The sequence below is a fragment of the Gaiella sp. genome (genome assembly GCF_035558935.1).
Lineage (GTDB): Bacteria > Actinomycetota > Thermoleophilia > Gaiellales > Gaiellaceae > Gaiella.
In genome coordinates, this window is sequence record NZ_DATMBZ010000099.1 from 1 (window position 1) to 20,400 (window position 20,400).

Here is a 20,400-nt window from a genome sequence, read left to right on the forward strand (position 1 = left end):
AGGCATCGGCAACGCGGGCATCGTGATGCGCCCCTACGTCGTCGAGAAGATCGTCTCGCCGAAGGGGAAGACCGTCTCGCGCACGGAGCGACAGCGACTCGACCGGGCGGTCGGCCCGGTCAACGCGCGCGACATCGGGAACATGATGGTCAGCGCCGTCCAGGCAGGCACGGGAACGGCCGCGCAGATCCCGGGCTACCGCGTGGGCGGCAAGACGGGCACTGCGGAGACGGGCGTCGCAGGGCGGAACACGACGTGGTTCATCGCCTTCGCGGGCCGGCCGGGCCGGCGGCCCGAGGTCGCGATCGCGGTCGCGCTCGAGCGCCAGAGCCTCACGGGCGGCGCGACGGCCGCGCCGATCGCGAAGACCGTGCTGGAGTCGCTCCTCCGGACGGGAGGAAACCCCTAGATGGTCCGGTCGAGCCTCACCGTTCGTGTTGCCAACCCGGCCGGGAGCCTGCCGATCCAGCCACTACCCTTGGAGACCTGATGGCGACCATCGACGAGCGCCGGGGCACGATCTTCGCAGGCCGCTACCGCCTCGAGCGCAGGCTCGGGAGCGGCGGCATGGCCGACGTCTGGCTCGCCGAGGACCAGGAGCTCGGACGCAAGGTCGCGATCAAGATCCTCCACGAGCGCTACGCGAACGACACGCAGTTCGTAGAGCGGTTCCGGCGCGAGGCGACCCACGCGGCCGGGCTCTCGCACCCGAACGTCGTCTCGATCTACGACCGCGGTGAGGCCGAAGGCTCGTACTACATCGTCATGGAGTACGTCGAGGGGCGCACGCTCAAGGAGCTGATCGTCACGCGCGGCCCGTGCCCGGTTCCCGTGGCGATCTCGTACGTCCGCCAGGTGCTGGCCGCGCTTCGGTATGCGCACCGGAACGGCATCGTCCACCGGGACATCAAGCCGCACAACGTCCTCGTCGACCACGAGGGGCGCGTCAAGGTCGCCGACTTCGGCATCGCCCGCGCCGGCTCGAGCCAGATGACCGAGGCCGGCTCGATCATCGGCACCGCGCAGTACCTCTCCCCCGAGCAGGCCCGCGGCGCCCCCGTCGACGAGTCGTCCGACCTCTACTCGACCGGCATCGTCCTCTACGAGCTCTTGACCGGCAAGGTGCCGTTCACCGGCGAGACGCCGGTCGAGATCGCGATGAAGCACCTCTCGCAGGTGCCGCCCGCGCCGTCGACGATCCGAAACGAGATCCCACGCGATCTCGACCTCGTCGTGCTGCGCGCGCTCGCCAAGGAGCCCGCCGACCGCTATCGCTCGGCCAAGGAGATGGACCGCGACCTCGAGCTCGTCGGCCGCGGCGACGCCGTCGGCCCCGAGACCGAGGAGGCGGCGACGATGGTGCTGCGCGGCGAATCGACCGCCGCGACGGCCGTCGCCGCGCGACCTGCGGCCTACGGCGGCGACGAGCGCTACCGGTCGTACGAGGGACAGGTGAAGACGGGACGCGCGTGGTGGCCGTGGCTGATCGCGGCCGCGGCGGCGATCGCGCTCGGGATCGGCGGCTGGCTGCTCTACGACAACGTCCGCGACCAGATCGACGCGAACGAGCCCGTCGCCGTGAATCTCTACACGGGCATCCTCGAGTCGAAGGCGGTCGCTGCGATCGACGCCGACGGGTTCGAGCCGCGCGTGCGACGCCTGCCGAACGCGGACACCCGACCGGGTTACGTCTACGAGCAGGACCCGGAGGAGGGCACCAAGCTTCCGAAGGGGTCGCTCGTCACGATCCTCGTGTCGAGCGGGAAGCCGAAGGTCACCGTTCCCTCCCTCGTCGGTGAGTCGCGCGATGCCGCCGTCGCCGAGCTGACGACGAGAGGTCTCGAGGCGAAGGTCGTGTCGGTTCCCTCGGATCGGCCCCCGAACGTCGTCACCGCGCAGGATCCGCGGCCGGGCGTCGTCGTCACGGCCGGCGCGTCGGTTCGGATCAACGTCTCCTCCGGGCCGAAGCCCGTCGCCGTGCCGAACGTGGTCGGCATGACCTACGACGTCGCTGCGGCACAGCTCCAGTCGGCCGGCTTCACCGTCGGCAGGTCGGAGGTCGACTCGAACCAGCCCGCCGGCGAGGTCGTCGACCAGAGCCCGCCCGGCAACTCGACCGCGACGAAGGGCTCGTCGGTCACGCTGTCCGTCTCGAAGGGCCCGACGACCGTGACCGTGCCGGACGTGGCGCTCCAGACCGTCCCGGACGCGCGGGCGACGCTGCGCGCCGCCGGGTTCAGGGTCGCGGTCGTGCGACAGGACACGGAGGACGAGTCGCTCGACGGGGTCGTCATGTCGCAGGATCCCGCGGGCAGCTCGCAGGCCGACCCGAAGTCCGTCGTCACGCTCACCGTCGGCCAGTACGTCCCGCCGCCCGACGTGACGACGCCGACGACCCCGACGACGCCGACCGATACGACCACGACGACGACCACCACTCCGACCGTCCCGTGAGCGGGCGGATACGGCTCGCGGTGCTGGCCGGTGGCCGGTCGAGCGAGCACGAGATCTCGCTCGCCTCGGCGGCCTCGGTGGCGGCGGCGCTCGACCCGGCGCGCTACGACGTCGCGACGATCGAGGTCGGCCGCGACGGCCGCTGGGCGCTCCCCCGCGGAGACCAGCGGGCCGAGCTCGAGGCGACGACGACCGCGGAGACGCTTCCGGTCCCGGCCGACTCCGCTCCCGCGACGCTCGGCGCGGTGGATGTCGTGCTCCCGATCCTCCACGGCCCCTTCGGCGAGGACGGGACGGTGCAGGGCCTCTGCGAGCTCGCCGGCGTGGCCTACGTCGGCCCGGGGGTGCTCGCGTCCTCCGTCTGCATGGACAAGGACGTCTTCAAGACGCTGATGCGCGGAGCGGGCATTCCCGTCGCCCGGCACGTGGCGCTGCGGCTCGGAGACCCGGTGACGAACCCGTTCGGGTATCCGGTGTTCGTCAAACCGGCGAACATGGGCTCGTCGGTCGGGATCTCGAAGGTCCGCGACGAGAGCGAGCTCGAGGATGCCGTGGCGCTCGCGCGGCGCCACGACGAGAAGGTGATGGTCGAGGAGTTCGTCGACGGGATGGAGATCGAGGTCGGCGTCCTCGGGAACCTCCCCTCGCCCGTCGCCTCGCCGCCCGGGCAGGTCGTCTCGAACAACGCAGACTGGTACGACTACTCGTCGAAGTACGACGAGGGGGGATCCGAGCTCGTGATCCCGCCCCCGGGGCTCGGCGACGCGCAGATCGAGCGAGCGCGCGAGCTCGCCGTCGCGGCGTTCGTGGCGACTTCTTGCGAGGGGATGGCGCGCGCCGACTTCTTCGTCCGCGCCTCCGACGGCGAGGTGGTGATGAACGAGCTCAACACGATCCCCGGCTTCACGGCGACGAGCTTCTACTCGCGGCTCTTCGCAGCGTCGGGAATCGGCTACGAGGAGCTGCTCGATCGCCTCGTCCAGCTGGCGCTCGAACGCCACGAACGGCGCAAGGGGCTCGTGTACTGAGCGCGTGCCTCGAGGGTCAGTGCGTGGCTCCAGGGCGTGGCTCTAGCCTCGCCCTCCTCGGCGTCGTGCAGCAAGAGGGAGGCTGAAGCCGCGCCCGTTAGCCGAGCACGTCGGCGAGCGCCGCTTCCCAGGCCTCGAGCGCCTCGTCGAGGACCGCGTCCTCGATCGTCAGCGGGCAGAGGACGCGGATGCAGTTCCCGTGGACGCCCGCCTTGAGGAGGATCAGCCCACGTCGGAGGGCGGCGTCGATCACGCCGAGCGCGAGCTCGGGTGCCGGCTCCTTCGTCTCCCGGTCGCGGACGAGGTCGATCGCGAGCATCGCCCCGAGCCCTCGCACGTCGCCGATCGCCGGCCACCGGAGCTGCCACTCGAGCATGCGCTCCCGGATGTGCGTGCCGACGACCTCCGCCCGCGCGACGAGCTCCTCCTCCTCGAACACGTCGAGCACGGCGAGCGCGGCCGCCTGGGCGACCGGGTTCCCGATGTACGTGCCGCCGATCGCGCCCGCGTGGGCGCCGTCCATGATCTCGGCCCGCCCGATCACGCCCGAGAGCGGCAGACCGGCGGCGATCGACTTCGCGAGCGTCATCAAGTCGGGCTCCACTCCGAAGTGCTCCATCGCGAACATCCGGCCGGTGCGGCCGAAACCGGTCTGCACCTCGTCGGCGACGAGCACGATGCCGTGCCGGTCGCAGATCGCACGCAGTCCTCGCATGTAGGCGGCCGAGGCAGGCACGAACCCACCCTCACCGAGCTGCGGTTCGATCACGATCGCGGCGACGTGCTCGGGGGCCACGTGAGTCTCGAAGATGCGTTCCAGTCGCGCGAGCGCTTCCAGCGCGTCCGGCCCGCGGTAGTCGTCCGGGTACGGAGCACGGTAGACCTCGGGAGCGTACGGCCCCATCCCCGTCTTGTACGGGTGGAACTTCGACGTCATCGTCATCGAGAGCAGCGTCCGCCCGTGGAACGCGCCCTCGAACGCGATCACGCCCGGCCGGCCCGTGTGGAGCCGCGCCAGCTTGACGGCGTTCTCGACGGCTTCGGTGCCGGCGTTGAAGAACGCTGCCCGCTTCTCGCCCGAGATCGGCGCCAGCGCGCAGAGTCGCTCGGCCAGCGCCACCGCCGGCTCGTACGGCACGACGGTGAAGTCGGTGTGGAGGAAGCGCGACGCCTGCTCGACCACGGCCTCGACGATCCGCGGATGCCCGTGACCCGCATTGACGACCCCGACGCCGCCTGCGAAGTCGACGAAGACGTTCCCGTCGACGTCGGTAATCGTCGCGTTCTCGGCGCGCTCGGCGAAGATCGGCAGATGGACGAGCAGCGGGTGCGCAATCACGCGCTCCTCGCGCTCCGCGATCGCGCGAGAGCGTGGGCCCGGGATCTCGGTGCGCAGCTCGATCGTCCTCGTCGCGGCCATCTCCTCCAGCGTATCCGAGGCTTCCGACACTAGATTCGGGTGGTGGACGCATGGCTGGAGAACCTCGGCGACGACCCGCTCGCGACGCTCGCCGCCTGGCTCGAGGAGGCGCGCGCTCGAGGGCTCCACGAACCGGAGGCTGCAGCGCTGGCCACCGCGACACCCGACGGACGGCCCGCCGCGCGCATGGTGCTCGTCCGCGGGATCCAGGAGCGGGAACTCCGCTTCTACACGAACCACGAGAGCCGCAAGGCGGACGAGATCGCTGAGAATCCGCGCGCGGCGCTCGTCTTCCACTGGGCGCCGCCGCTCCACCGCCAGGCGCGCGTCGAGGGATCCGTCACGCGGCTGACGGACGACGAGTCGCTCGTGTACTTCCGCACGCGCGCGCGTGAGAGCCGCCTGGGCGCGTGGGCGTCGCCGCAGTCGCGGCCGCTTGCCGACCGGGAGGAGCTCGACCGGCTCCTGGACGAGGTCGAGCGGCGGTTCGCCGCGACCGAGGACGTCCCTCTACCGCCGTTCTGGGGTGGGTACCGCCTCACGCCCGAGGCGATCGAGCTGTGGCAGAGCCGGCCGGGCCGGTTGCACGACCGCGCGCGCTACGAGCGGGCCGGCGAGGGCTGGTTGCGCACCAGGCTGGCGCCCTGAGATCTGGCCTCCGCAGAGATGGCTCAGGACGGCGGCGCGAGGGCCTGCTTCGTGTACAGGCCCGAGGCGTTCCAGAGCAGGTAGCCCTTGGCCCCTTGCAGACGCGCAGCGCGCACCTGCTGCAGCACCTGCTCGGGCCTGTAGTTCCAGTCCTGGATCCACGGGATCAGCTGGACGCCGCTACCCCTCGTCTGCCGCTTGAAGTCGATCAACGTCCGGAACACGGTCTCGCCGGGCTCGGCGCTCGGGGAGACGATTCCCAGCTCCCCCCCGCCGTACAGCGCCGGATAGGCCATCGGGTGGATCTGGTCGACGCTCCGGGAGATCCATGCCGGGACCTGACCGATCCCCATGTCGCGTGTCGCCGACAGGCCGAACAGCGCGGTCGAGACCCGGACGCCGAGCGGCGAGAGCCGCTGCTTTGCGTACTCGGCGAAGCTCGCGATCAGTCGACCCTTGGGGACGCTCGTCCTGCCGGGATAGAGAGCGGAGCCCACGTCCCCGTCGGACGGGAAGCGCACGTAGTCGAGCATGATCTCGTCGAAGCCAGCCCGGGCGGCCGCCGCCGCGACGGACACGGCGTAGTCCCAGACGCGCCTGTCGTACGGGTTGACCCACGCCAGTCCTGCGTTCGTCGTCCAGACAGAGCCGTCCGGCCGCTTGATCGCGAAGTCCGGGCGCGTGCGGGCGAGGTACGGGTCCTGGAAGACGACGACCCGGCCGATCAGGTAGATGCCCTTGTGGTGCATCTCGCGGGCGACCTTGTAGGGGTCGTAGTAGTTCCGTGCGGCGCCCGTCTTGCGTGCAAGCGGCACCCCGGCCGGTACGAACGAGATCTCGCCGCCCTCGTCCTTGACGTCCAGCTCGATCGTGTTGAGGCCGTACTTCGTCAGTGCCTCGTACTCGGCCAGCTTGCCCGGCAGCGACGCCAGCGCGCCCGTGACGTGCACGCCGCGCACCTCGACCGGAAGTGGGCGGGGGCGCGTCGCGACCTGGAGCGTCCCCGCGACGCCGGACGCGAGCTGCGTGCCGACGTCGGATCCCGTCTTCGTCCCCTTTCCGGCGAGCGTCATCCCGCCGGCGAGCGCCAGGAGCGCGAGGAGGAAGAGCCCCGCCACTGCAGCGCGACGACGCCGTTTCCGGCGCCGTACCGCGTCCCGGCGAGCGCGAAAGCGCTCGTTCGGGTCGAGCGATGGATACAACATGGACACCGGGCCTAGGAGTGTAGGCGATCGCCGGAGGCTCGAGCGCGGTCGGGCTGTCTACGATCCGCCTCGATGGTGCTCTCCGACCGCGCCATCCGGCGCCTGATCGAGGCAGGCCGGATCGGCATCGACCCCTACGACCCCGCTCTGATGCAGCCGTCGAGCCTCGACGTGCGCGTCGACCGGCTGTTCCGCGTCTTCCGGAACTCGCGGTATCCGTACATCGACGTCAAGACCGAGCAGGAGGACTTGACCGAGCTCGTCGAGGTCGCGGACGTCGAGCCGTTCATCCTGCACCCCGGCGAGTTCGTCCTCGGCTCGACGCTCGAGCGCGTCACGCTGCCGGACGATCTCGTCGCCAGGCTCGAGGGGAAGTCGTCGCTCGGCAGGCTCGGCCTCTTGATCCACTCGACGGCCGGCTTCATCGACCCGGGGTTCGACGGCCACGTGACGCTCGAGCTCTCGAACGTCGCGAACCTGCCGATCACGATCTACCCAGCGATGAAGATCGGCCAGCTGTCCTTCGTGCAGATGTCCGAGCCGGCGGAGACGCCGTACGGCTCGGGCAGCCTCGGGTCGAAGTACCAGGGGCAGCGCGGGCCGACGCCGAGCCGCTACTGGCAGAACTTCACGGAGCAGCCGTGATCCTCGTGACGGGCGCGAGCGGCTTCGTCGGTCGTCACGTCGTCCGAGAGCTCGCGAGCGGCGCGCACGTCCGTGCGATGGTCCGCACCGCCCGCGGCGCGGCGGCGCTCGACGGCGTCGACTGCGAGCTCGTGCGCGGGGACGTCACCGACCCCGCCTCGCTGCGGGTCGCGGCGCGGGGAATGCGGACGATCGTGCATCTCGTCGCGATCGTCGAGGGCTCGCCGGCGGCCTTCGAGCGGGTGATGGCGGCCGGCACGGGCAACCTTCTCGAGGCAGCCCGTGAGAGCGGTGTGCGGCGCATCGTCCTCATGAGCGCGCTCGGAACCGGTCCCGGAGCGACCGTCCCGTACTTCCGGGCAAAGTGGGCCGCCGAGCAGGCGGTCGCGGCATGCGGCATCGACCACGCCGTGCTGCGCCCGAGCTTCGTGTTCGGCACGGACGGAGGAGCGCTCCCGCGGTTCGCGCGGATCGCGCGGCTCTTTCCCCTGACGCCCGTGATCGGCCCGGGGACGCAGCGGGTGCAGCCGATCTGGATCGACGACCTGGTGCGCGCGGTGCAGCTCGCAGTCGACGCGGAGGGGACGAACGGCCCGATCGAGCTCGGCGGCCCCGAGGCCGTCACGTGGAGCGAGCTCTGGCGCCGCCTGAAGGCGGCGCTCGGGACGCGGCGGCCGGCGATCCACGTCCCGTTCTGGCTTGCACGCGGCCCCGCCGCCCTCTTCGAGCGGATCCCGCCCGCGCTCCTGACGCTCGACCAGCTGCGGATGCTCGAGGGGCCCGACAACGTCGTGTCGGACGGCGGCGCCTCGATGCGCCGCCTTGGCCTCGGCGAGCTGGTCGGGCTGGACGAGCAGTTGCGGCGCGCTGCCGCTCCCCGCAGCTGAAATGCAGCGGCGCGGCTGAAGCCGGGCCACGTTACGCAGTTGCGGCCGCGACGGCGGGCGCTCTTGGGGATCTGCCCCGCCCGGAGGGCGGGGATCAAGCTGCCCGGCGGGACTGAATGACTGTGGCCGCCCGAGATGGACGGCCACAGTCATTTCGGTGACCAGCGTTGGATTTGGTAGAGGCGCTTCCAGCCTGACCGAGGTGGTCGGCGGCGCGAAAGCGCGAGTCCCCTACGCGTGGCTATGGCGATTCCCCGTAGGTCCCGGGGACACGCCTCTACCCGCTGACACCTCCACTGCCGGTACTACACGAATCTGACACCCGACCACCTCCTTTCCGCGGTACGCGCACCATAGCAACGGGGGTGGACGGGGCACCAGTGCGGGTTACCCGCCCTGCGAGATGCGCGTCACGGAGCGAGGACGGTCGTCACCTCGAGCCCGTGTCCGACCGGGACCGTGACCGACACGAGGGTCGGGTCGGCCTGGCGGGCCGCGGCGTAAGCCTGCACCGTGTCGCTCGTCGTCACGTTGTCCGCGACGACGACCCCACCGGGATCGAGCTTCTCGCGCGCGAATGCGAAGAGGAGCTCGTAGTCGTCCTTCCACGCGTCCAGGAAGACGAGATCGAAGCCGTCCTCGAGCGAGGGCAAGGTCTCCTTCGCGTCGCCGACGACGAGGTCGGCCCACTCGTCGAGGCCCGCATCCGCGATGTTCCGACGCCACTGCTCGACCTTCCGCTCGTCCTGCTCGAGCGACACGACGCGGCCGCCGAGGATGCGCGCCGCTGCGGCCAGCCAGATCGTCGAATACCCACGCGACCCGCCGAGCTCGAGGACCTCGCACCCGGGGTTCGGCGCGACGAGCGCGAAGAGCAGCCGGCCCGACTCCGGCCCGACCGCCAGCGACCGCTGGTCGACCGGCACTCCGGCCTGCTGCTCCGCGGCGTCCTCGGCCTCCATCCGGGCGAGGACGGAGCGCACGCGATCGTCGAGCATGGATCGAGCCTAGACGATGGGTCGCGCCTCGCCGGGGCGTCCGATGGTCAGGGCGTCTGGGAGGGGCTGCCGACGTCGATCACGATCATCCCGTCGTCCCTGACGCGGACGGGATACGTCGCGACCGGGAGGTAGGCGGGGAGGCTGAGAGCGGTTCCCGTGCGGAGGTCGAAGCGTGCTCCGTGGCGCGGGCAGACCACTTCGCACGCCTCGCAGTCCCATTCACCCTCGCAGAGCGGGCCGTCGTCGTGCGTGCAACGGTCCTCGATCGCGTGGAGCCGGCCCTGGCAGTGGTACAGCCCGACCGTGTGCATGCCCGCGGGCACGAGCCGCATCGAGCCGTCGGGAAGCTCCTCGAGCGGCAGCGCCTCGATCTCGGTGGTGGCGGCGGGCTCCACTACGACAGGCTGATCTCGCCGGACGAGGTGCCCCACTCGTCGGGAAGAGGCGTTCCCTTCGCGCGGTGCAGAGCGACCTTCAGCACCCCGAGGCCGAGCAACGCGCACTTGAGCCGCACCGGCGTGAGCGGGATCCCGATCTCCTCGAGGAGCTCGTCCTTCGGCATGGTCGCGACCTCGTGCGCCGTGCGGCCCTTGACCATGTCCGTCAGCATCGACGTCGCCGCCTGGCTGATCGCGCACCCGCGGCCCTCGAAGCCCACGTCCTCGATCACCTCGCCCTCGCCGAAGCGCACCGACACCGTCACCTCGTCGCCGCAGAGCGGGTTCTGTCCCTCGGCGATCGCATCGTGCGGCTCCAGCACCCCGTGGTTTCGCGGTGCCTTGTAGTGGTCGAGGATGACCTCTCTGTAGAGCTGCTCGAACTCGCTCATCAGCCGAGCGACGCCTTGACCTTGTGCAGCCCGGCGAGCAGGCGTTCGATCTCCTCGGGAATCGAGTAGACGTAGAAGCTCGCGCGCGTCGTGGCCGAGACACCGAGGCGCGTCATGAGCGGCTGCGTGCAGTGGTGGCCCGCGCGAACTGCGACACCCTCCCAGTCGAGGATCTGCGCGACGTCGTGGGGGTGGATGCCCTCGACGTCGAACGAGACGATCCCGGCACGACGGTCGGGCGGCGGCCCGAACACGCGCACCCAGGGAAGCTCGTCGAGCCTGGCCATCGTCTCCCCGACGAGCGCGTGCTCGTGACGCTCGATCGCCTCGAGACCGATCTCGGAGATGTAGTCGATCGCGGCCCCGAAGCCGACCGCCTCGGCGATCGCCGGCGTGCCGGCCTCGAACTTGTACGGCAGCTCGTTGAACGTCGTCCGCTCGAGGGCGACCGAGCGGATCATCTCGCCGCCGAGATTGAACGGGCTCATGGCCTCGAGCAGCTCTCGCTTGCCCCACAGCGCGCCGATTCCGCTCGGCCCGCAGAGCTTGTGCGACGAGATCGCGACGAAGTCCGCGCCGAGCGCCTGCACGTCGACGCGCCGGTGCGGCGCGGCCTGGGCCGCGTCGACGACCATGATCGCGCCTTGCTCGTGGGCCCATGCGGCGAGTGTCTCGACGGGGTTGATCGTGCCGAGGGTGTTCGAGACGAGGTTGTTCGCGACGACCTTCACGTTCCCCTCCCGCGCGAGCGAGTCGAGCGAGTCGAGCTGCAGCTCGCCGAGGTCGTCGATCGGGATGTTGCGGAAGCTCGCGCCGGTCCGGTGCGCGATGTACTGCCAGGGGACGAAGTTGGCGTGGTGCTCGAGCTCCGTGATGACGACGACGTCGCCCGGGCCGAGGTTGTCGAGGCCCCAGGCGTACGCCACGAGGTTGATCGCCTCGGTCGCGCTCCGCGTGAAGACGATCTCCTTCTCCGACGGCGCGTTCAGGAGCGCGGCAACGGTGCGACGGGCGCCCTCGAACCCCTCGGTGGCGCGCTCGGCGAGGCGGTAGACGCCGCGGTGCACGTTCGCGTACTCGTGCTCGTAGAAGGTGCGCATCCGGTCGAGCACCTGACGCGGCTTCTGGGTCGACGCAGCCGAGTCGAGGAACGCAACGGGGCGACCGTCGACGAGGTCCTCGAACACGGCGAAATCGGCGCGGAGGCGGTGCGCGTCGAGAGCGGGAAGAGCCGTCGAGGTCATACGGCCATCGTAGCCACGGCCCTTCCTGCGACCGCTACGCGCCGGCCGGCTTCACGCGGCCGTTGCGTTGCGCGAGCTCCGCGACCTCGCGTTGTCGCTCGACGACCGCCGCGACCGTCTCGAGAATCTCGCAGAGCCGCTGCAGGCGCAGCCGCTCGCTCGGCTCCTCGAGCAGCTCGAGCTTCAGCTCGGGCGCCAGCTCGAACCGCGACGCGATCGCGAACGCGGGCTGCTCGAGGCCCTCGTCGGGGACCTCGACCTCCGCGCCGGTGAGCTCGACGAGCCGGGCAAAGAGCCCGAGGCCGCGCCTGACGTCGTCCGGCGGGGGCGGGTCGTCCGTGTCGGCGAACGGCTCGATCGTGCCGGTGTGGAAGCTGCGGCCGTCGGTGAGCTCGACGAGGCGGAACCGGTCCCCGCCCTCGACCACGATGTTCAGCCTGCCGTCCTCGAACCGGTCGACGACCTCGACCACGGTCGCGAGAGTTCCCGTCCGGCGGAGGCCGTCGTCGTCGGCGTACACGAGCCCGAACGGCTGCTCGTTCTCGAGGCACTCGCCGATCAGCTCCCGGTAGCGCGGCTCGAAGATGTGGAGCGGGACCTGCTCCGTCGGGAGCAGAACGAGCCCGAGCGGGAAGAGACCGATCTCCTCCATGGCCCAAGCCTACGCCCGGGCGATGGCGGCTACAGCAGGAGGATCGCGATCGCCGCGAGAAGGCCGATGACGGCGATGAACCGCATGCCCCGACGGTATCCGCGCCGTCAGGAGATACCGAGCGCCGGGTCGGGGATTCGTCAAGACGCCGCGACGTCGAACTCGACCGTCTCCCAGACGGCGCCGCGGTCGCTTCGTGTCAGCTCGAGCCCGTGTCGCCACGCGGCGCGGCGCAGCTCCTCGGGACTGTGTACGAAGACGCGGAATCGCTTGCGCACCAGAGCGAGAGCCGCATTCTGCAGCCGCACGACGAAGCGAACCGCGGCCCGATCGCGCGGGTAGCTGACGAGGAGAGTCCGCAGCGTCCGCGAGGCCGCCGCCTCGAGGAGCGCCGGGCCGTCGGGGGAGCAGCACACGACACGGCGGAGGACGACGACGTCCGCGGGAGCGACGGCCTCCGGCGTCTCGAGGAGGTCGGCGAGCGCGAACGCGCTCCGGTCGGCGATCCCGAGCGCGTCGGCGAGCTCTCGCGCCGGCCCGGCATAGCCGTCGACGACCTCGACGACCGTGCCGCGTTCCGCGCCACGACGAACGAGCTCAGCCTGGATCTGGCCGATCCCTCCACCGACCTCGACGACGGTGGCGCCGTCCAGCCCACGCTCGGTCGCCCATGCGGCGATGAGCTCCGCGTCCGCGCCGCCGAGCCCCTTGCGGAGATAGCGGCGGAGCGCGCGACGCGCACTCTTCTCGCCGAAGATGTCGAGCGACTCGCCGGCACAGCAGGAGCACGGCACGACACCATCCTGCCAGGGCTCACCGGCGAGGCGGGCAACGCGCCAAGAGGGGCGAGGCTGAAGCCACGCCCCGAGCGGGCTAGCTCTGCGGGATGCGGGCCTCGAGGGCCGCGCCGAGCGCCTCGCGCACGGGCAGGAGCTCGATCCGGTCGAGCACGTCCTGGAAGAAGCCGCGCACGATCAGCCGCTCGGCCTCGGAGCGCGGGAGGCCGCGGGCCATCAGATAGAAGAGCTGCTCGCGGTCGACCTGCGAGAGGGTCGCCCCGTGCGTGCAGCGGACGTCGTTCGCGAGGATCTCGAGGCCCGGGATCGAGTTCGCGGTCGCCGTCTTCGAGAGCAGGAGGTTGCGGTTCTCCTGGTAGGCGTTCGTCTTCTGGGCGCCCTCCTCGACCCGGATCATCCCGCGCCAGACCGTGGCCGCGGAGTCGCGGAGCGCGCCTTTGAAGGCGAAGTCCGACGTCGTGTCCGGCGCGGCGTGGAGCTGGTACGTGTCGTAGTCGAGGTGCTGCTCACCGTCCGCGAAATAGGCGCCCGTGACCCGCGAGGTGGCGCCCCGGTCGGCGAGGTCGTTCTGGATCCAGACCTTTCCGCGCGAGGAGCCGAAACCGCCCTCGACCCAGTCGAGCTCCGCGTCGCGCTCGACGCGCGCGTGGCACGAGGCGAACAGCCAGGCGGCTCGGGAGAGCCTCTGGACGTTGACGATCTCGGTCTTTGCACCGTCGTGCACGACGACCTCGACAACGCCGTTCACGTAGGCCACCAGGTCGTCTTCGGCGGACGTGAGCTCCTGTACGAGCGTGAAGCGCGAGCCCGGCTCCGCCACGACGAGGACGCGCCAGAAGAGCGACCCGTCGGGCACGTTGCTCGCGACCCTGAGGTAGAGCGGCTTCTCCAGCTCGACGCCCTCGGCGACCTGCACCAGCAGGCCGTGCTCCCAGACCGCCGCGTTGTGCGCCCGGAGCTTGTCGTCGGGCCTGACGAGGCTGCCGAGCAGCGGGTGGTCGTCGGTCAGCGGCTCGAAGCGGATGCCGTCCGGGACGCCCTCGGACACCGCGATCCCGGACTCGTCGATCGTCGCGGACGCGGCGACGTCGAGGTCGAGCATCGACGGCACGGTGCCGGCGGTCGCGGTCGCCGCCGCGAACGCGTCCGGGTCGAAGCCCGCGAGGTCGGTGAAGCGCCAGTGCTCGTCGCGCGTCGTCGGCAGCGGGAGCGCCCTGTAGGCCTCGAGCAGCTCAGTCCTCACGGGGCGCGTACCTCCGGTGGAGCATCAGTGTGTTGCCGTCGGGGTCGTGGAAGATCGCCATGTGGCAGACGCCCGTGTCGAACGGCTCGCCGAAGAACTCCACGCCCTTCGCCTCGAGCGCGCGCTGCGCCGCCTCGACGTCCGGGACTCGGAGCGCGATCGAGGACGTGTGCGGGCCCTCGAACTCGCGCCCGATGTTGGTCGGGTCGACGAGGTAGAGCGAGACGTTCTCGCCGAGCTGGAACTCCGGCCAGCCCTCCGCGTCGGACGCGCGCGGTAGCTCGAGCGTCTCGCCGTAGAAGGCGATCGAACGCTGCATGTCGGTCACCGGGACCGAGACGAAGTCTGTTCGCTCGACCGTGATCACGTGCCGGCGTACTCCTCGTCGCGCGGTGCGTAGCGGTGGTGGAGCATGAGGGCGTTGCCGTCCGGGTCGCGGAAGAACGCCATGCGGCAGACCCCCGTGTCGAAGGTGTCGCCGTCGAACTCGACCCCCTTCGCCTCGAGCTCGCCCCGTGCGGCGGCGACGTCGTCCACGTGAAGCGCGAGGTGGGCGGTCGTCTGCGGTGCGAATTCGAGGCCGAACTGCGTCGGCTCGTAGATCCCGAAGCACTGCTCACCCACCCAGAACTCGCCCTGGCTGCGGTCGTCGGGACGGAGACCGAGCACGTCGACGTAGAACGCCCGCGAGCGGCGCCAGTCCGTCGACGGCACCGCGACGAAATCGGCCCTCGTGATCGTGGTTCCCGCCATGGTGAGCTGCGCGCGAGGCGCAAGTGACACCGTGTCACTTGCCTCTCTAGCCGACGGAACCCTCCATCTGCAGCTGGATCAGGCGGTTCATCTCGACCGCGTACTCGAGCGGCAGCTCCTTCGTGATCGGCTCAACGAAGCCCGCCACGATCATCGCGCTCGCCTCCGCCTCGGACAGCCCGCGGCTCATGAGGTAGAAGAGCTGCTCCTCGCCGATCTTCGAGACCGTCGCCTCGTGGCCGAGGTCGACGTCGTTCTCCTTCACGTCGATGTAGGGGTACGTGTCGGAGCGGGACTCCTCGTCGAGGATCAGCGCGTCGCAGACGACCTTCGACTTCGAGCCGTGCGCGCCCTTCGCGACCTCGAGCAGGCCGCGGAAGCCGCCCCGGCCGCCGTTCTTCGAGATCGACTTCGAGGTGATCACGCTCGACGTGTTCTTCGCGACGTGCACGACCTTGCCGCCCGCGTCCTGGTGCTGGCCCTTCCCCGCGAAGGCGATCGAGAGCACCTCGCCGTGGGCGCGCTCGCCCATCAGCCAGATGGCCGGGTACTTCATCGTCACCTTCGAGCCGAGGTTCCCGTCGACCCACTCCATCGTCGCGTCCTCGTAGGCGACCGCGCGCTTCGTGACGAGGTTGTAGACGTTGTTCGACCAGTTCTGGATCGTCGTGTAGCGGCAGCGGCCGCCCTTCTTGACGACGATCTCGACGACCGCCGAGTGGAGCGAGTCGGACGAGTAGATCGGCGCGGTGCAGCCCTCGACGTAGTGCACGTAGGCGCCCTCGTCGACGATGATCAGCGTGCGCTCGAACTGGCCCATGTTCTCCGCGTTGATGCGGAAGTAGGCCTGGAGCGGCATCTCGATCGAGACGCCCGGCGGCACGTAGATGAACGACCCGCCCGACCAGACCGCCGAGTTGAGCGCGGCGAACTTGTTGTCGTTCTGCGGGATGATCGTCGAGAAGTACTGCCTGACGAGCTCCTCGTGCTCGCGGAGCCCGGAGTCCATGTCGAGGAAGATCACGCCCTTGCGCTCGAGGTCCTCCTGGAGCTTGTGGTAGACGACCTCCGACTCGTACTGCGCCCCGACGCCGGCGAGGTACTTCTTCTCGGCCTCCGGGATCCCGAGGCGGTCCCAGGTGTCGAGGATCTCCGCGGGGAGGTCCTCCCACTTGTCCGCCTGCTTCTCGGTGGGCTTGACGTAGTAGTGGATGTTGTCGAAGTCGATCCCCGACAGGTCCGCGCCCCAGCCGGGCATCGGCCGGGCGAGGAAGTAGTCGAGGCTCTGGTGGCGGAACTTCCGCATCCAGTCGGGCTCGCTCTTGTGGTCGGAGATGACGTCGATCAGCTCGTGTGAGAGCCCCTTCGGCGCCTTGTAGATCGTCGACTTGTCGTCGACGTGCCACCCGTAGCCGTAGTCGGCCCGGATGTCGCGGATGACGTCGGTCTCGCTCTGGCTCATGAGGCCTCCCCTCCGACGCCGGCCGGCATGAAGGCCTCGTAGCCCTCCGCCTCGAGCCTGTGCGCCAGCTCGGCGCCGCCCGAGGCGACGATCCGGCCGTCCACGAAGACGTGGACGTGGTCCGGCGTCACGTAGTTGAGGATCCGCTGGTAGTGCGTGATCACGAGCGCGCCCATCTCGGGGCCGACGAGCGTGTTGACGCCCTCGGCGACGATGCGCAGCGCGTCGATGTCGAGCCCGGAGTCGGTCTCGTCGAGGATCGCGATACGCGGCTTCAGCATCGCCATCTGGAGGATCTCGACCCGCTTCTTCTCGCCTCCCGAGAACCCGTCGTTCAGGTACCGCTGCGCGAGCTCGCGCGGCACCTTCAGGTGCTCCATCGCCGCGAGCAGCTCGGTGCGGAACTCCTTCACGGGGACCGGGTTCTCCTCGCCGCCGTTCGCAGCCTTCCGCTTCGCGTTGATCGCGCTGCGGAGGAAGCTCGTGACGGTCACGCCCGGGATCGCGTGGGGATACTGGAACGCGAGGAAGAGCCCCCGCTGCGCCCGCTCGTCGGCCCCCATCTCGAGGATCGACTCGCCGTCGAAGCGGATGTCGCCCTCCGTGATCTCGTACGCCGGGTGCCCCATCAGCGCGTACGCGAAGGTCGACTTCCCGGAGCCGTTCGGTCCCATGATCGCGTGCTTCGCGTTCGTGTCGACGGTCAGGTCGACGCCCTTGACGATCTCGGTCCCGTCCTCCAGGGCGACGTGCAGGTTCGTGATCTCGAGCAGTGCCACGGATGTCCTTCGGTTGCAGGTCTCGAAGAGAATGTCGCGCACAGGACCTCCCCTGCGCGCACACACCGATGGTACCCACCCGGGTCGTGTCCGGGTATCCGGTCGCTCGGCGCTCCTTAACCGGATCCACGCGGGCGAAGTCTCTCCAGCCGCTACGCTCTGCGCATGCCCTTCGGTATCGGCATCTGGGAGCTGCTCATCCTGTTGCTCGTGCTGCTCCTCGTCTTCGGCCCCAAGCGGCTGCCGGAGATGGGGCGCCAGCTCGGCAAGGGCATGCGCGAGTTCAAGGAATCGGTGTCCGGCAAGGACGACGACGGGTACGACGACGACGTGGCGGAGCTGCCGCCCGCGCAGCCCGCCGAGACGTCGACGACCGCGACCGCGCGCGAGCGCGACACCGTCTCCTAACAGCTCCCGCGAGCGATGGCCCGCCGGATCGTGCCGCGGCGCCTGAGCCACGACGAGGAAGCGACCCTCGTCGAGCACCTGACCGAGCTCAGGCATCGGCTGCTGATCTGCATCTTCGCGATCGTCCCTGCGTTCGCGATCGCGTACGCGTTCCACTCCGAGCTGATCCGCCGCCTGATGGACCTCGACCCCGAGGGCACGCCGATCGTCACGCTCGGCGTCACGGAGCCGTTCACGACCTCGCTCAAGGTCAGCTTCTACGCGGCGGTCGCGATGGTGCTGCCGATCATCCTCTGGCAGGTCTGGGCCTTCCTCGCCCCCGCCGTGGGGCACGAGACACAGCGCGTGCTCGGCGTGTTCGTCGTGCTCGCCACGGGCCTCTTCGCCGCGGGGGTGGTGTTCTGCTACTCGATCGTGCTGCCGAGGGCGCTCTCGTTCCTCGTCGACTACGACTCCGAGCTCTACACCGAGCAGATCCGGGCGAGCTACTTCCTCTCGTTCGTCGCACTGACGTTGCTCGCGTTCGGGATCGCGTTCGAGATGCCGATCTTCGTGCTCGCACTGGTGCGGCTCGGCGTGCTCTCGGCCGACCGCCTCCGGCACAACAGGCGCATCGGCTATGTCGCGATGCTCGCGTTCGCGATCCTGCTGCCGACCGTCGATCCGGTGTCGCTCGTGCTCGAAGTGGCGCCGCTCCTCGTGCTCTACGAGCTCTCGATCTGGATCGCCGTGGTGATGGAGCGCCGCTGGGAGCGCTCCGCCGCCGAGGCGCTGTGAGAGTCGTCTCCGCGAACTGGGTGATCCCGGTCGAGGGCGAGCCGATCGCCGACGGCGCGGTAGCGATCGGAGACGACGGCCGCATCGCGGCCGTCGGCACGACCGACGACCTCGGTGAGGGCGAGCGGTTCGAGGGGTGCGTCGTCGCCCCAGGGTTCGTCGACTGCCATTCGCATCTCGAGTACGCGCTGTACGCGGGGTTCGGCGACGGGCTGCCGTTCGTACCCTGGATCGGGCTGCACATCCGCCGCAAGGAGCGGCTCGACCTCGACGAGATGCGCGCGATCGCCGCGGTCGGGGCCCGGGAGTGCCTCCGGTCGGGCATCACGACGATCGGCGACTGCAGCTTCTCCGGCGCGGCGGCCGAGGCAGCCGCCCAGGCAGGGCTCGCAGCGGTCGTGTTCCTGGAGGTCTTCGGCACGGACGAACGCGCGCTCGACCGGTTCCACGAGAACCGGTCACGGATCGAGGCGGTGCTCTCCGAGCGAGTCCGTCTCGGGATCTCGCCGCACGCGCCGTACACGTGCTCGCTCGACGTCTTCCGGGCATGCACGGCTCTCGGGCTGCCGCTGCAGACCCACATCGCCGAGAGCCCGGCGGAGCGGCCATGGCTGGTCGAGGGAGTCGGCGACTGGACACCTCTCGCCGAGTTCCTGGTCCCGCCCTCGGGCGAGACGGGAGTGCGAATGCTCGCCGGAGCCGGTCTGCTCGGCCCGAGCGTCTCGGCAGCACACTGCGTCCACGTGGACGGGGAGGAGATCGAGCTTCTCGCGGCGCACGGCGTCGGGGTCGCCCACTGTCCGCGCTCGAACGGCTTCCTCGGCTGCGGCACGGCGCCTCTGCTCGACCTGCTCGAGGCCGGGATCCCCGTGGGAATCGCAACGGACAGCCCCGCGTCGACCCCGTCGTTCGACATGTTCGAGGAGCTCCGCACCGCGATCGTGGCGGCACGCGCGCGAGAGAGGCGGCCGGACGCGCTGAGCGCGGCGGCGGCCCTCGAGCTCGCCACGTTGGGCGGCGCACGCGTCCTCGGCCTCGACGGCGAGGTCGGCTCTCTCGTGCCGGGCAAGTGGGCCGACCTGACGGTGATCTCGCTCGAAGGCTCACCGCTCGAGCCGGTTGAAGATCCCGTTGTGGCAACGGTGCTCGGAGGGTCGCCGGAGCGGGTTGCAGCTACTCTCGTGGCAGGCGAGGACCGCTACCGGCGAGGCACGAGCGCATGGCCCGATTCGAGAAGAGCCGCCCGAAGAGCGCGAAGCCGCATGCTGCGGTAGCCCCAGCGCGCCCGCGTGGCTCGACCGCCCCGGCGATCGAGGACACGATGTTCTTCCCGCGCCTGCGGCGCCACGCGAAGTGGATGTTCGTCCTGCTCGCACTCGTGTTCGGCCTCGGGTTCGTCGTCTTCGGCGTCGGCGCCGGCGGCACGGGGGTCGGGGACATCTTCCGCGGCTCCGGCGGCTCATCGGGGCCCTCGGTCTCCAGCACGCGCAAGGAGACGGAGCAGCGCCCCAAGGACCCGCAGGCCTGGCGTGACTACGCGACCGCCCTCGAGACCGAGGGCAACACGGCCGAGGCGATCACGGCCCTGAACACGGCGATCGACCTCAGGCCGAGCGACTCGAACGCGTACCGGGAGCTCGCGGGGCTCCATCTGACGCGCGCGACCGAGCGGCAACGGGACGCCCAGCTGGCGCAGGTGCGTGCCGCCTTCCTCGCGCCGTCGCAGGGCTTCGCGTCGTTCGTCGGCTCGTCGGGCCAGAACGCCCTCAGCGACCCGGTCGCGACGGCGGTCAATGCCGAGGCGAGCCAGGTCGTGAACGCCGCGCTCCAGGACGCCCAGACGGAGGCGACCCTCGCCGTCGACGCGTACAGGCGGCTCGTCGCGCTGCAACCGAACGACCCGAACGTCCAGCTCGAGCTCGCACAGGCGGCCCAACAGGTCGGGGACGGGGCCACGGCGATCGCCGCCTACGAGCAGTTCCTGAAGCTCGCGCCGGACGACCCGAGCGCGGCCGTCGTGCGCCAGCAGCTGAAGCAGCTCCGAGGGACCGCAGCCGCTGCGTCGGGATAGACTCGCTCCCGCGTGGAGCAGGTCGCCCTCCGAGAGACGAGCCGACGCAGGCGACACGCCGTCGCGCTGATCGTGCTCGGGCTCGTCGCCGCGCTCG

Annotated in this window: 23 protein-coding genes; 10 read left to right on the forward strand and 13 right to left on the reverse strand. The window is 70.3% G+C overall.

Annotated elements, in window-relative coordinates; genetic code table 11:
* From VNM44_RS09610 to VNM44_RS09620, 3 genes are all read left to right on the forward strand, one after another.
* Positions 1–409: penicillin-binding transpeptidase domain-containing protein (locus tag VNM44_RS09610; protein ID WP_325625609.1), on the forward strand; the 409-nt coding region annotated here is incomplete at its 5' end.
* Positions 410–489: 80 nt separating this feature from the next.
* Positions 490–2,454 carry a Stk1 family PASTA domain-containing Ser/Thr kinase gene (gene pknB, locus VNM44_RS09615; protein WP_325625612.1) on the forward strand — a complete coding sequence of 655 codons (1,965 nt, stop codon included), beginning with the start codon at positions 490–492 and terminating at the stop codon, positions 2,452–2,454.
* Positions 2,451–3,482: a D-alanine--D-alanine ligase family protein gene (locus VNM44_RS09620; protein ID WP_325625615.1), complete on the forward strand. Its 1,032-nt coding sequence runs from the start codon at positions 2,451–2,453 to the stop codon at positions 3,480–3,482. Before pknB ends, VNM44_RS09620 begins: the two co-directional genes overlap by 4 nt.
* A gap of 97 nt (positions 3,483–3,579) precedes the next feature.
* On the opposite strand, the gene gabT is transcribed toward VNM44_RS09620, so the two are convergent.
* The gene (gene gabT, locus VNM44_RS09625) at positions 3,580–4,902 is read right to left on the reverse strand and encodes a 4-aminobutyrate--2-oxoglutarate transaminase (RefSeq protein ID WP_325625617.1); all 1,323 of its coding nucleotides are present in this window, start codon (positions 4,900–4,902) and stop codon (positions 3,580–3,582) included.
* A 42-nt stretch (positions 4,903–4,944) separates the two neighbouring features.
* On the opposite strand from gabT, the gene pdxH reads away from it, so the two are divergent.
* Positions 4,945–5,550 carry a pyridoxamine 5'-phosphate oxidase gene (pdxH, locus tag VNM44_RS09630; protein ID WP_325625619.1) on the forward strand — a complete coding sequence of 202 codons (606 nt, stop codon included), beginning with the start codon at positions 4,945–4,947 and terminating at the stop codon, positions 5,548–5,550.
* Between the two features lie 23 nt (positions 5,551–5,573).
* Here pdxH and VNM44_RS09635 read toward each other — a convergent pair whose 3' ends face one another.
* Complete coding sequence (locus tag VNM44_RS09635; protein WP_325625671.1) at positions 5,574–6,755, reverse strand: putative glycoside hydrolase; 1,182 nt, start codon at positions 6,753–6,755, stop codon at positions 5,574–5,576.
* A 72-nt stretch (positions 6,756–6,827) separates the two neighbouring features.
* Here VNM44_RS09635 and dcd point away from each other — a divergent pair, with 72 nt between their 5' ends.
* Together dcd and VNM44_RS09645 are read left to right on the forward strand one after the other, a co-directional pair.
* Positions 6,828–7,400 (forward strand): dCTP deaminase, encoded by a 573-nt coding sequence (gene dcd, locus VNM44_RS09640; RefSeq protein WP_325625621.1) that lies wholly within the window; start codon positions 6,828–6,830, stop codon positions 7,398–7,400.
* Positions 7,397–8,287 (forward strand): NAD(P)H-binding protein, encoded by an 891-nt coding sequence (locus VNM44_RS09645; protein WP_325625623.1) that lies wholly within the window; start codon positions 7,397–7,399, stop codon positions 8,285–8,287. The genes dcd and VNM44_RS09645 overlap by 4 nt, the downstream gene beginning before the upstream one ends.
* 410 nt (positions 8,288–8,697) lie before the next feature.
* On the opposite strand, the gene VNM44_RS09650 is transcribed toward VNM44_RS09645, so the two are convergent.
* From VNM44_RS09650 to sufC, 11 genes are all read right to left on the reverse strand, one after another.
* On the reverse strand, positions 8,698–9,285 hold the full coding sequence (locus VNM44_RS09650) for an O-methyltransferase (RefSeq protein WP_325625625.1): 588 nt from the start codon (positions 9,283–9,285) through the stop codon (positions 8,698–8,700).
* Between the two features lie 47 nt (positions 9,286–9,332).
* Positions 9,333–9,683 (reverse strand): non-heme iron oxygenase ferredoxin subunit, encoded by a 351-nt coding sequence (locus VNM44_RS09655; protein ID WP_325625628.1) that lies wholly within the window; start codon positions 9,681–9,683, stop codon positions 9,333–9,335.
* Positions 9,683–10,117 carry a Fe-S cluster assembly sulfur transfer protein SufU gene (gene sufU / locus VNM44_RS09660; protein WP_325625632.1) on the reverse strand — a complete coding sequence of 145 codons (435 nt, stop codon included), beginning with the start codon at positions 10,115–10,117 and terminating at the stop codon, positions 9,683–9,685. The genes VNM44_RS09655 and sufU overlap by 1 nt, the downstream gene beginning before the upstream one ends.
* Complete coding sequence (locus tag VNM44_RS09665) at positions 10,117–11,361, reverse strand: SufS family cysteine desulfurase (protein ID WP_325625634.1); 1,245 nt, start codon at positions 11,359–11,361, stop codon at positions 10,117–10,119. Before VNM44_RS09665 ends, sufU begins: the two co-directional genes overlap by 1 nt.
* A 34-nt stretch (positions 11,362–11,395) precedes the next feature.
* Positions 11,396–12,013 carry an LON peptidase substrate-binding domain-containing protein gene (locus VNM44_RS09670; RefSeq protein ID WP_325625638.1) on the reverse strand — a complete coding sequence of 206 codons (618 nt, stop codon included), beginning with the start codon at positions 12,011–12,013 and terminating at the stop codon, positions 11,396–11,398.
* 140 nt (positions 12,014–12,153) lie between these two features.
* Entirely contained in the window at positions 12,154–12,807 is a 654-nt protein-coding gene (locus tag VNM44_RS09675) for a methyltransferase domain-containing protein (RefSeq protein WP_325625643.1), read from the reverse strand.
* A 79-nt stretch (positions 12,808–12,886) separates the two neighbouring features.
* The gene (gene sufD, locus VNM44_RS09680) at positions 12,887–14,053 is read right to left on the reverse strand and encodes a Fe-S cluster assembly protein SufD (RefSeq protein ID WP_325625647.1); all 1,167 of its coding nucleotides are present in this window, start codon (positions 14,051–14,053) and stop codon (positions 12,887–12,889) included.
* A complete protein-coding gene (locus tag VNM44_RS09685; protein ID WP_325625649.1) occupies positions 14,043–14,420 on the reverse strand; it encodes a VOC family protein in 378 nt (125 codons plus the stop codon). Before VNM44_RS09685 ends, sufD begins: the two co-directional genes overlap by 11 nt.
* Positions 14,417–14,806, reverse strand: coding sequence for a VOC family protein (locus VNM44_RS09690; RefSeq protein WP_325625653.1), 390 nt, complete (start codon positions 14,804–14,806; stop codon positions 14,417–14,419). Before VNM44_RS09690 ends, VNM44_RS09685 begins: the two co-directional genes overlap by 4 nt.
* A gap of 46 nt (positions 14,807–14,852) precedes the next feature.
* On the reverse strand, positions 14,853–16,268 hold the full coding sequence (gene sufB / locus VNM44_RS09695; RefSeq protein WP_325625655.1) for a Fe-S cluster assembly protein SufB: 1,416 nt from the start codon (positions 16,266–16,268) through the stop codon (positions 14,853–14,855).
* On the reverse strand, positions 16,265–17,047 hold the full coding sequence (gene sufC, locus VNM44_RS09700; RefSeq protein WP_325625657.1) for a Fe-S cluster assembly ATPase SufC: 783 nt from the start codon (positions 17,045–17,047) through the stop codon (positions 16,265–16,267). The genes sufB and sufC overlap by 4 nt, the downstream gene beginning before the upstream one ends.
* A gap of 165 nt (positions 17,048–17,212) precedes the next feature.
* On the opposite strand from sufC, the gene tatA reads away from it, so the two are divergent.
* The 4 genes from tatA to VNM44_RS09720 are packed head-to-tail and all read left to right on the forward strand — an operon-like array spanning position 17,213 to position 20,303.
* A complete protein-coding gene (tatA, locus tag VNM44_RS09705; protein ID WP_325625660.1) occupies positions 17,213–17,455 on the forward strand; it encodes a twin-arginine translocase TatA/TatE family subunit in 243 nt (80 codons plus the stop codon).
* A gap of 15 nt (positions 17,456–17,470) precedes the next feature.
* Positions 17,471–18,232, forward strand: a complete 762-nt coding sequence (gene tatC, locus VNM44_RS09710; protein ID WP_325625663.1) for a twin-arginine translocase subunit TatC — start codon at positions 17,471–17,473, stop codon at positions 18,230–18,232.
* Positions 18,229–19,506, forward strand: a complete 1,278-nt coding sequence (locus VNM44_RS09715) for an amidohydrolase family protein (RefSeq protein ID WP_325625666.1) — start codon at positions 18,229–18,231, stop codon at positions 19,504–19,506. Before tatC ends, VNM44_RS09715 begins: the two co-directional genes overlap by 4 nt.
* Before the next feature lie 47 nt (positions 19,507–19,553).
* A complete protein-coding gene (locus VNM44_RS09720; protein ID WP_325625669.1) occupies positions 19,554–20,303 on the forward strand; it encodes a tetratricopeptide repeat protein in 750 nt (249 codons plus the stop codon).
* Positions 20,304–20,400 lie beyond the last annotated feature (97 nt).

Excerpts from the sequence above, each read along its gene's own strand:
- VNM44_RS09720 (WP_325625669.1), top strand. The coding sequence starts at position 19,554 with ATGTTCTTCCCGCGCCTGCGGCGCCACGCGAAGTGGATGTTCGTCCTG.
- VNM44_RS09635 (WP_325625671.1), bottom strand. The coding sequence starts at position 6,755 with ATGTTGTATCCATCGCTCGACCCGAACGAGCGCTTTCGCGCTCGCCGG.
- VNM44_RS09670 (WP_325625638.1), bottom strand. The coding sequence starts at position 12,013 with ATGGAGGAGATCGGTCTCTTCCCGCTCGGGCTCGTTCTGCTCCCGACG.
- VNM44_RS09690 (WP_325625653.1), bottom strand. The coding sequence starts at position 14,806 with ATGGCGGGAACCACGATCACGAGGGCCGATTTCGTCGCGGTGCCGTCG.
- VNM44_RS09665 (WP_325625634.1), bottom strand. The coding sequence starts at position 11,361 with ATGACCTCGACGGCTCTTCCCGCTCTCGACGCGCACCGCCTCCGCGCC.
- sufU (WP_325625632.1), bottom strand. The coding sequence starts at position 10,117 with ATGAGCGAGTTCGAGCAGCTCTACAGAGAGGTCATCCTCGACCACTAC.
- tatC (WP_325625663.1), top strand. The coding sequence starts at position 17,471 with ATGGCCCGCCGGATCGTGCCGCGGCGCCTGAGCCACGACGAGGAAGCG.
- gabT (WP_325625617.1), bottom strand. The coding sequence starts at position 4,902 with ATGGCCGCGACGAGGACGATCGAGCTGCGCACCGAGATCCCGGGCCCA.
- tatA (WP_325625660.1), top strand. The coding sequence starts at position 17,213 with ATGCCCTTCGGTATCGGCATCTGGGAGCTGCTCATCCTGTTGCTCGTG.
- pknB (WP_325625612.1), top strand. The coding sequence starts at position 490 with ATGGCGACCATCGACGAGCGCCGGGGCACGATCTTCGCAGGCCGCTAC.
- VNM44_RS09650 (WP_325625625.1), bottom strand. The coding sequence starts at position 9,285 with ATGCTCGACGATCGCGTGCGCTCCGTCCTCGCCCGGATGGAGGCCGAG.
- sufB (WP_325625655.1), bottom strand. The coding sequence starts at position 16,268 with ATGAGCCAGAGCGAGACCGACGTCATCCGCGACATCCGGGCCGACTAC.
- dcd (WP_325625621.1), top strand. The coding sequence starts at position 6,828 with ATGGTGCTCTCCGACCGCGCCATCCGGCGCCTGATCGAGGCAGGCCGG.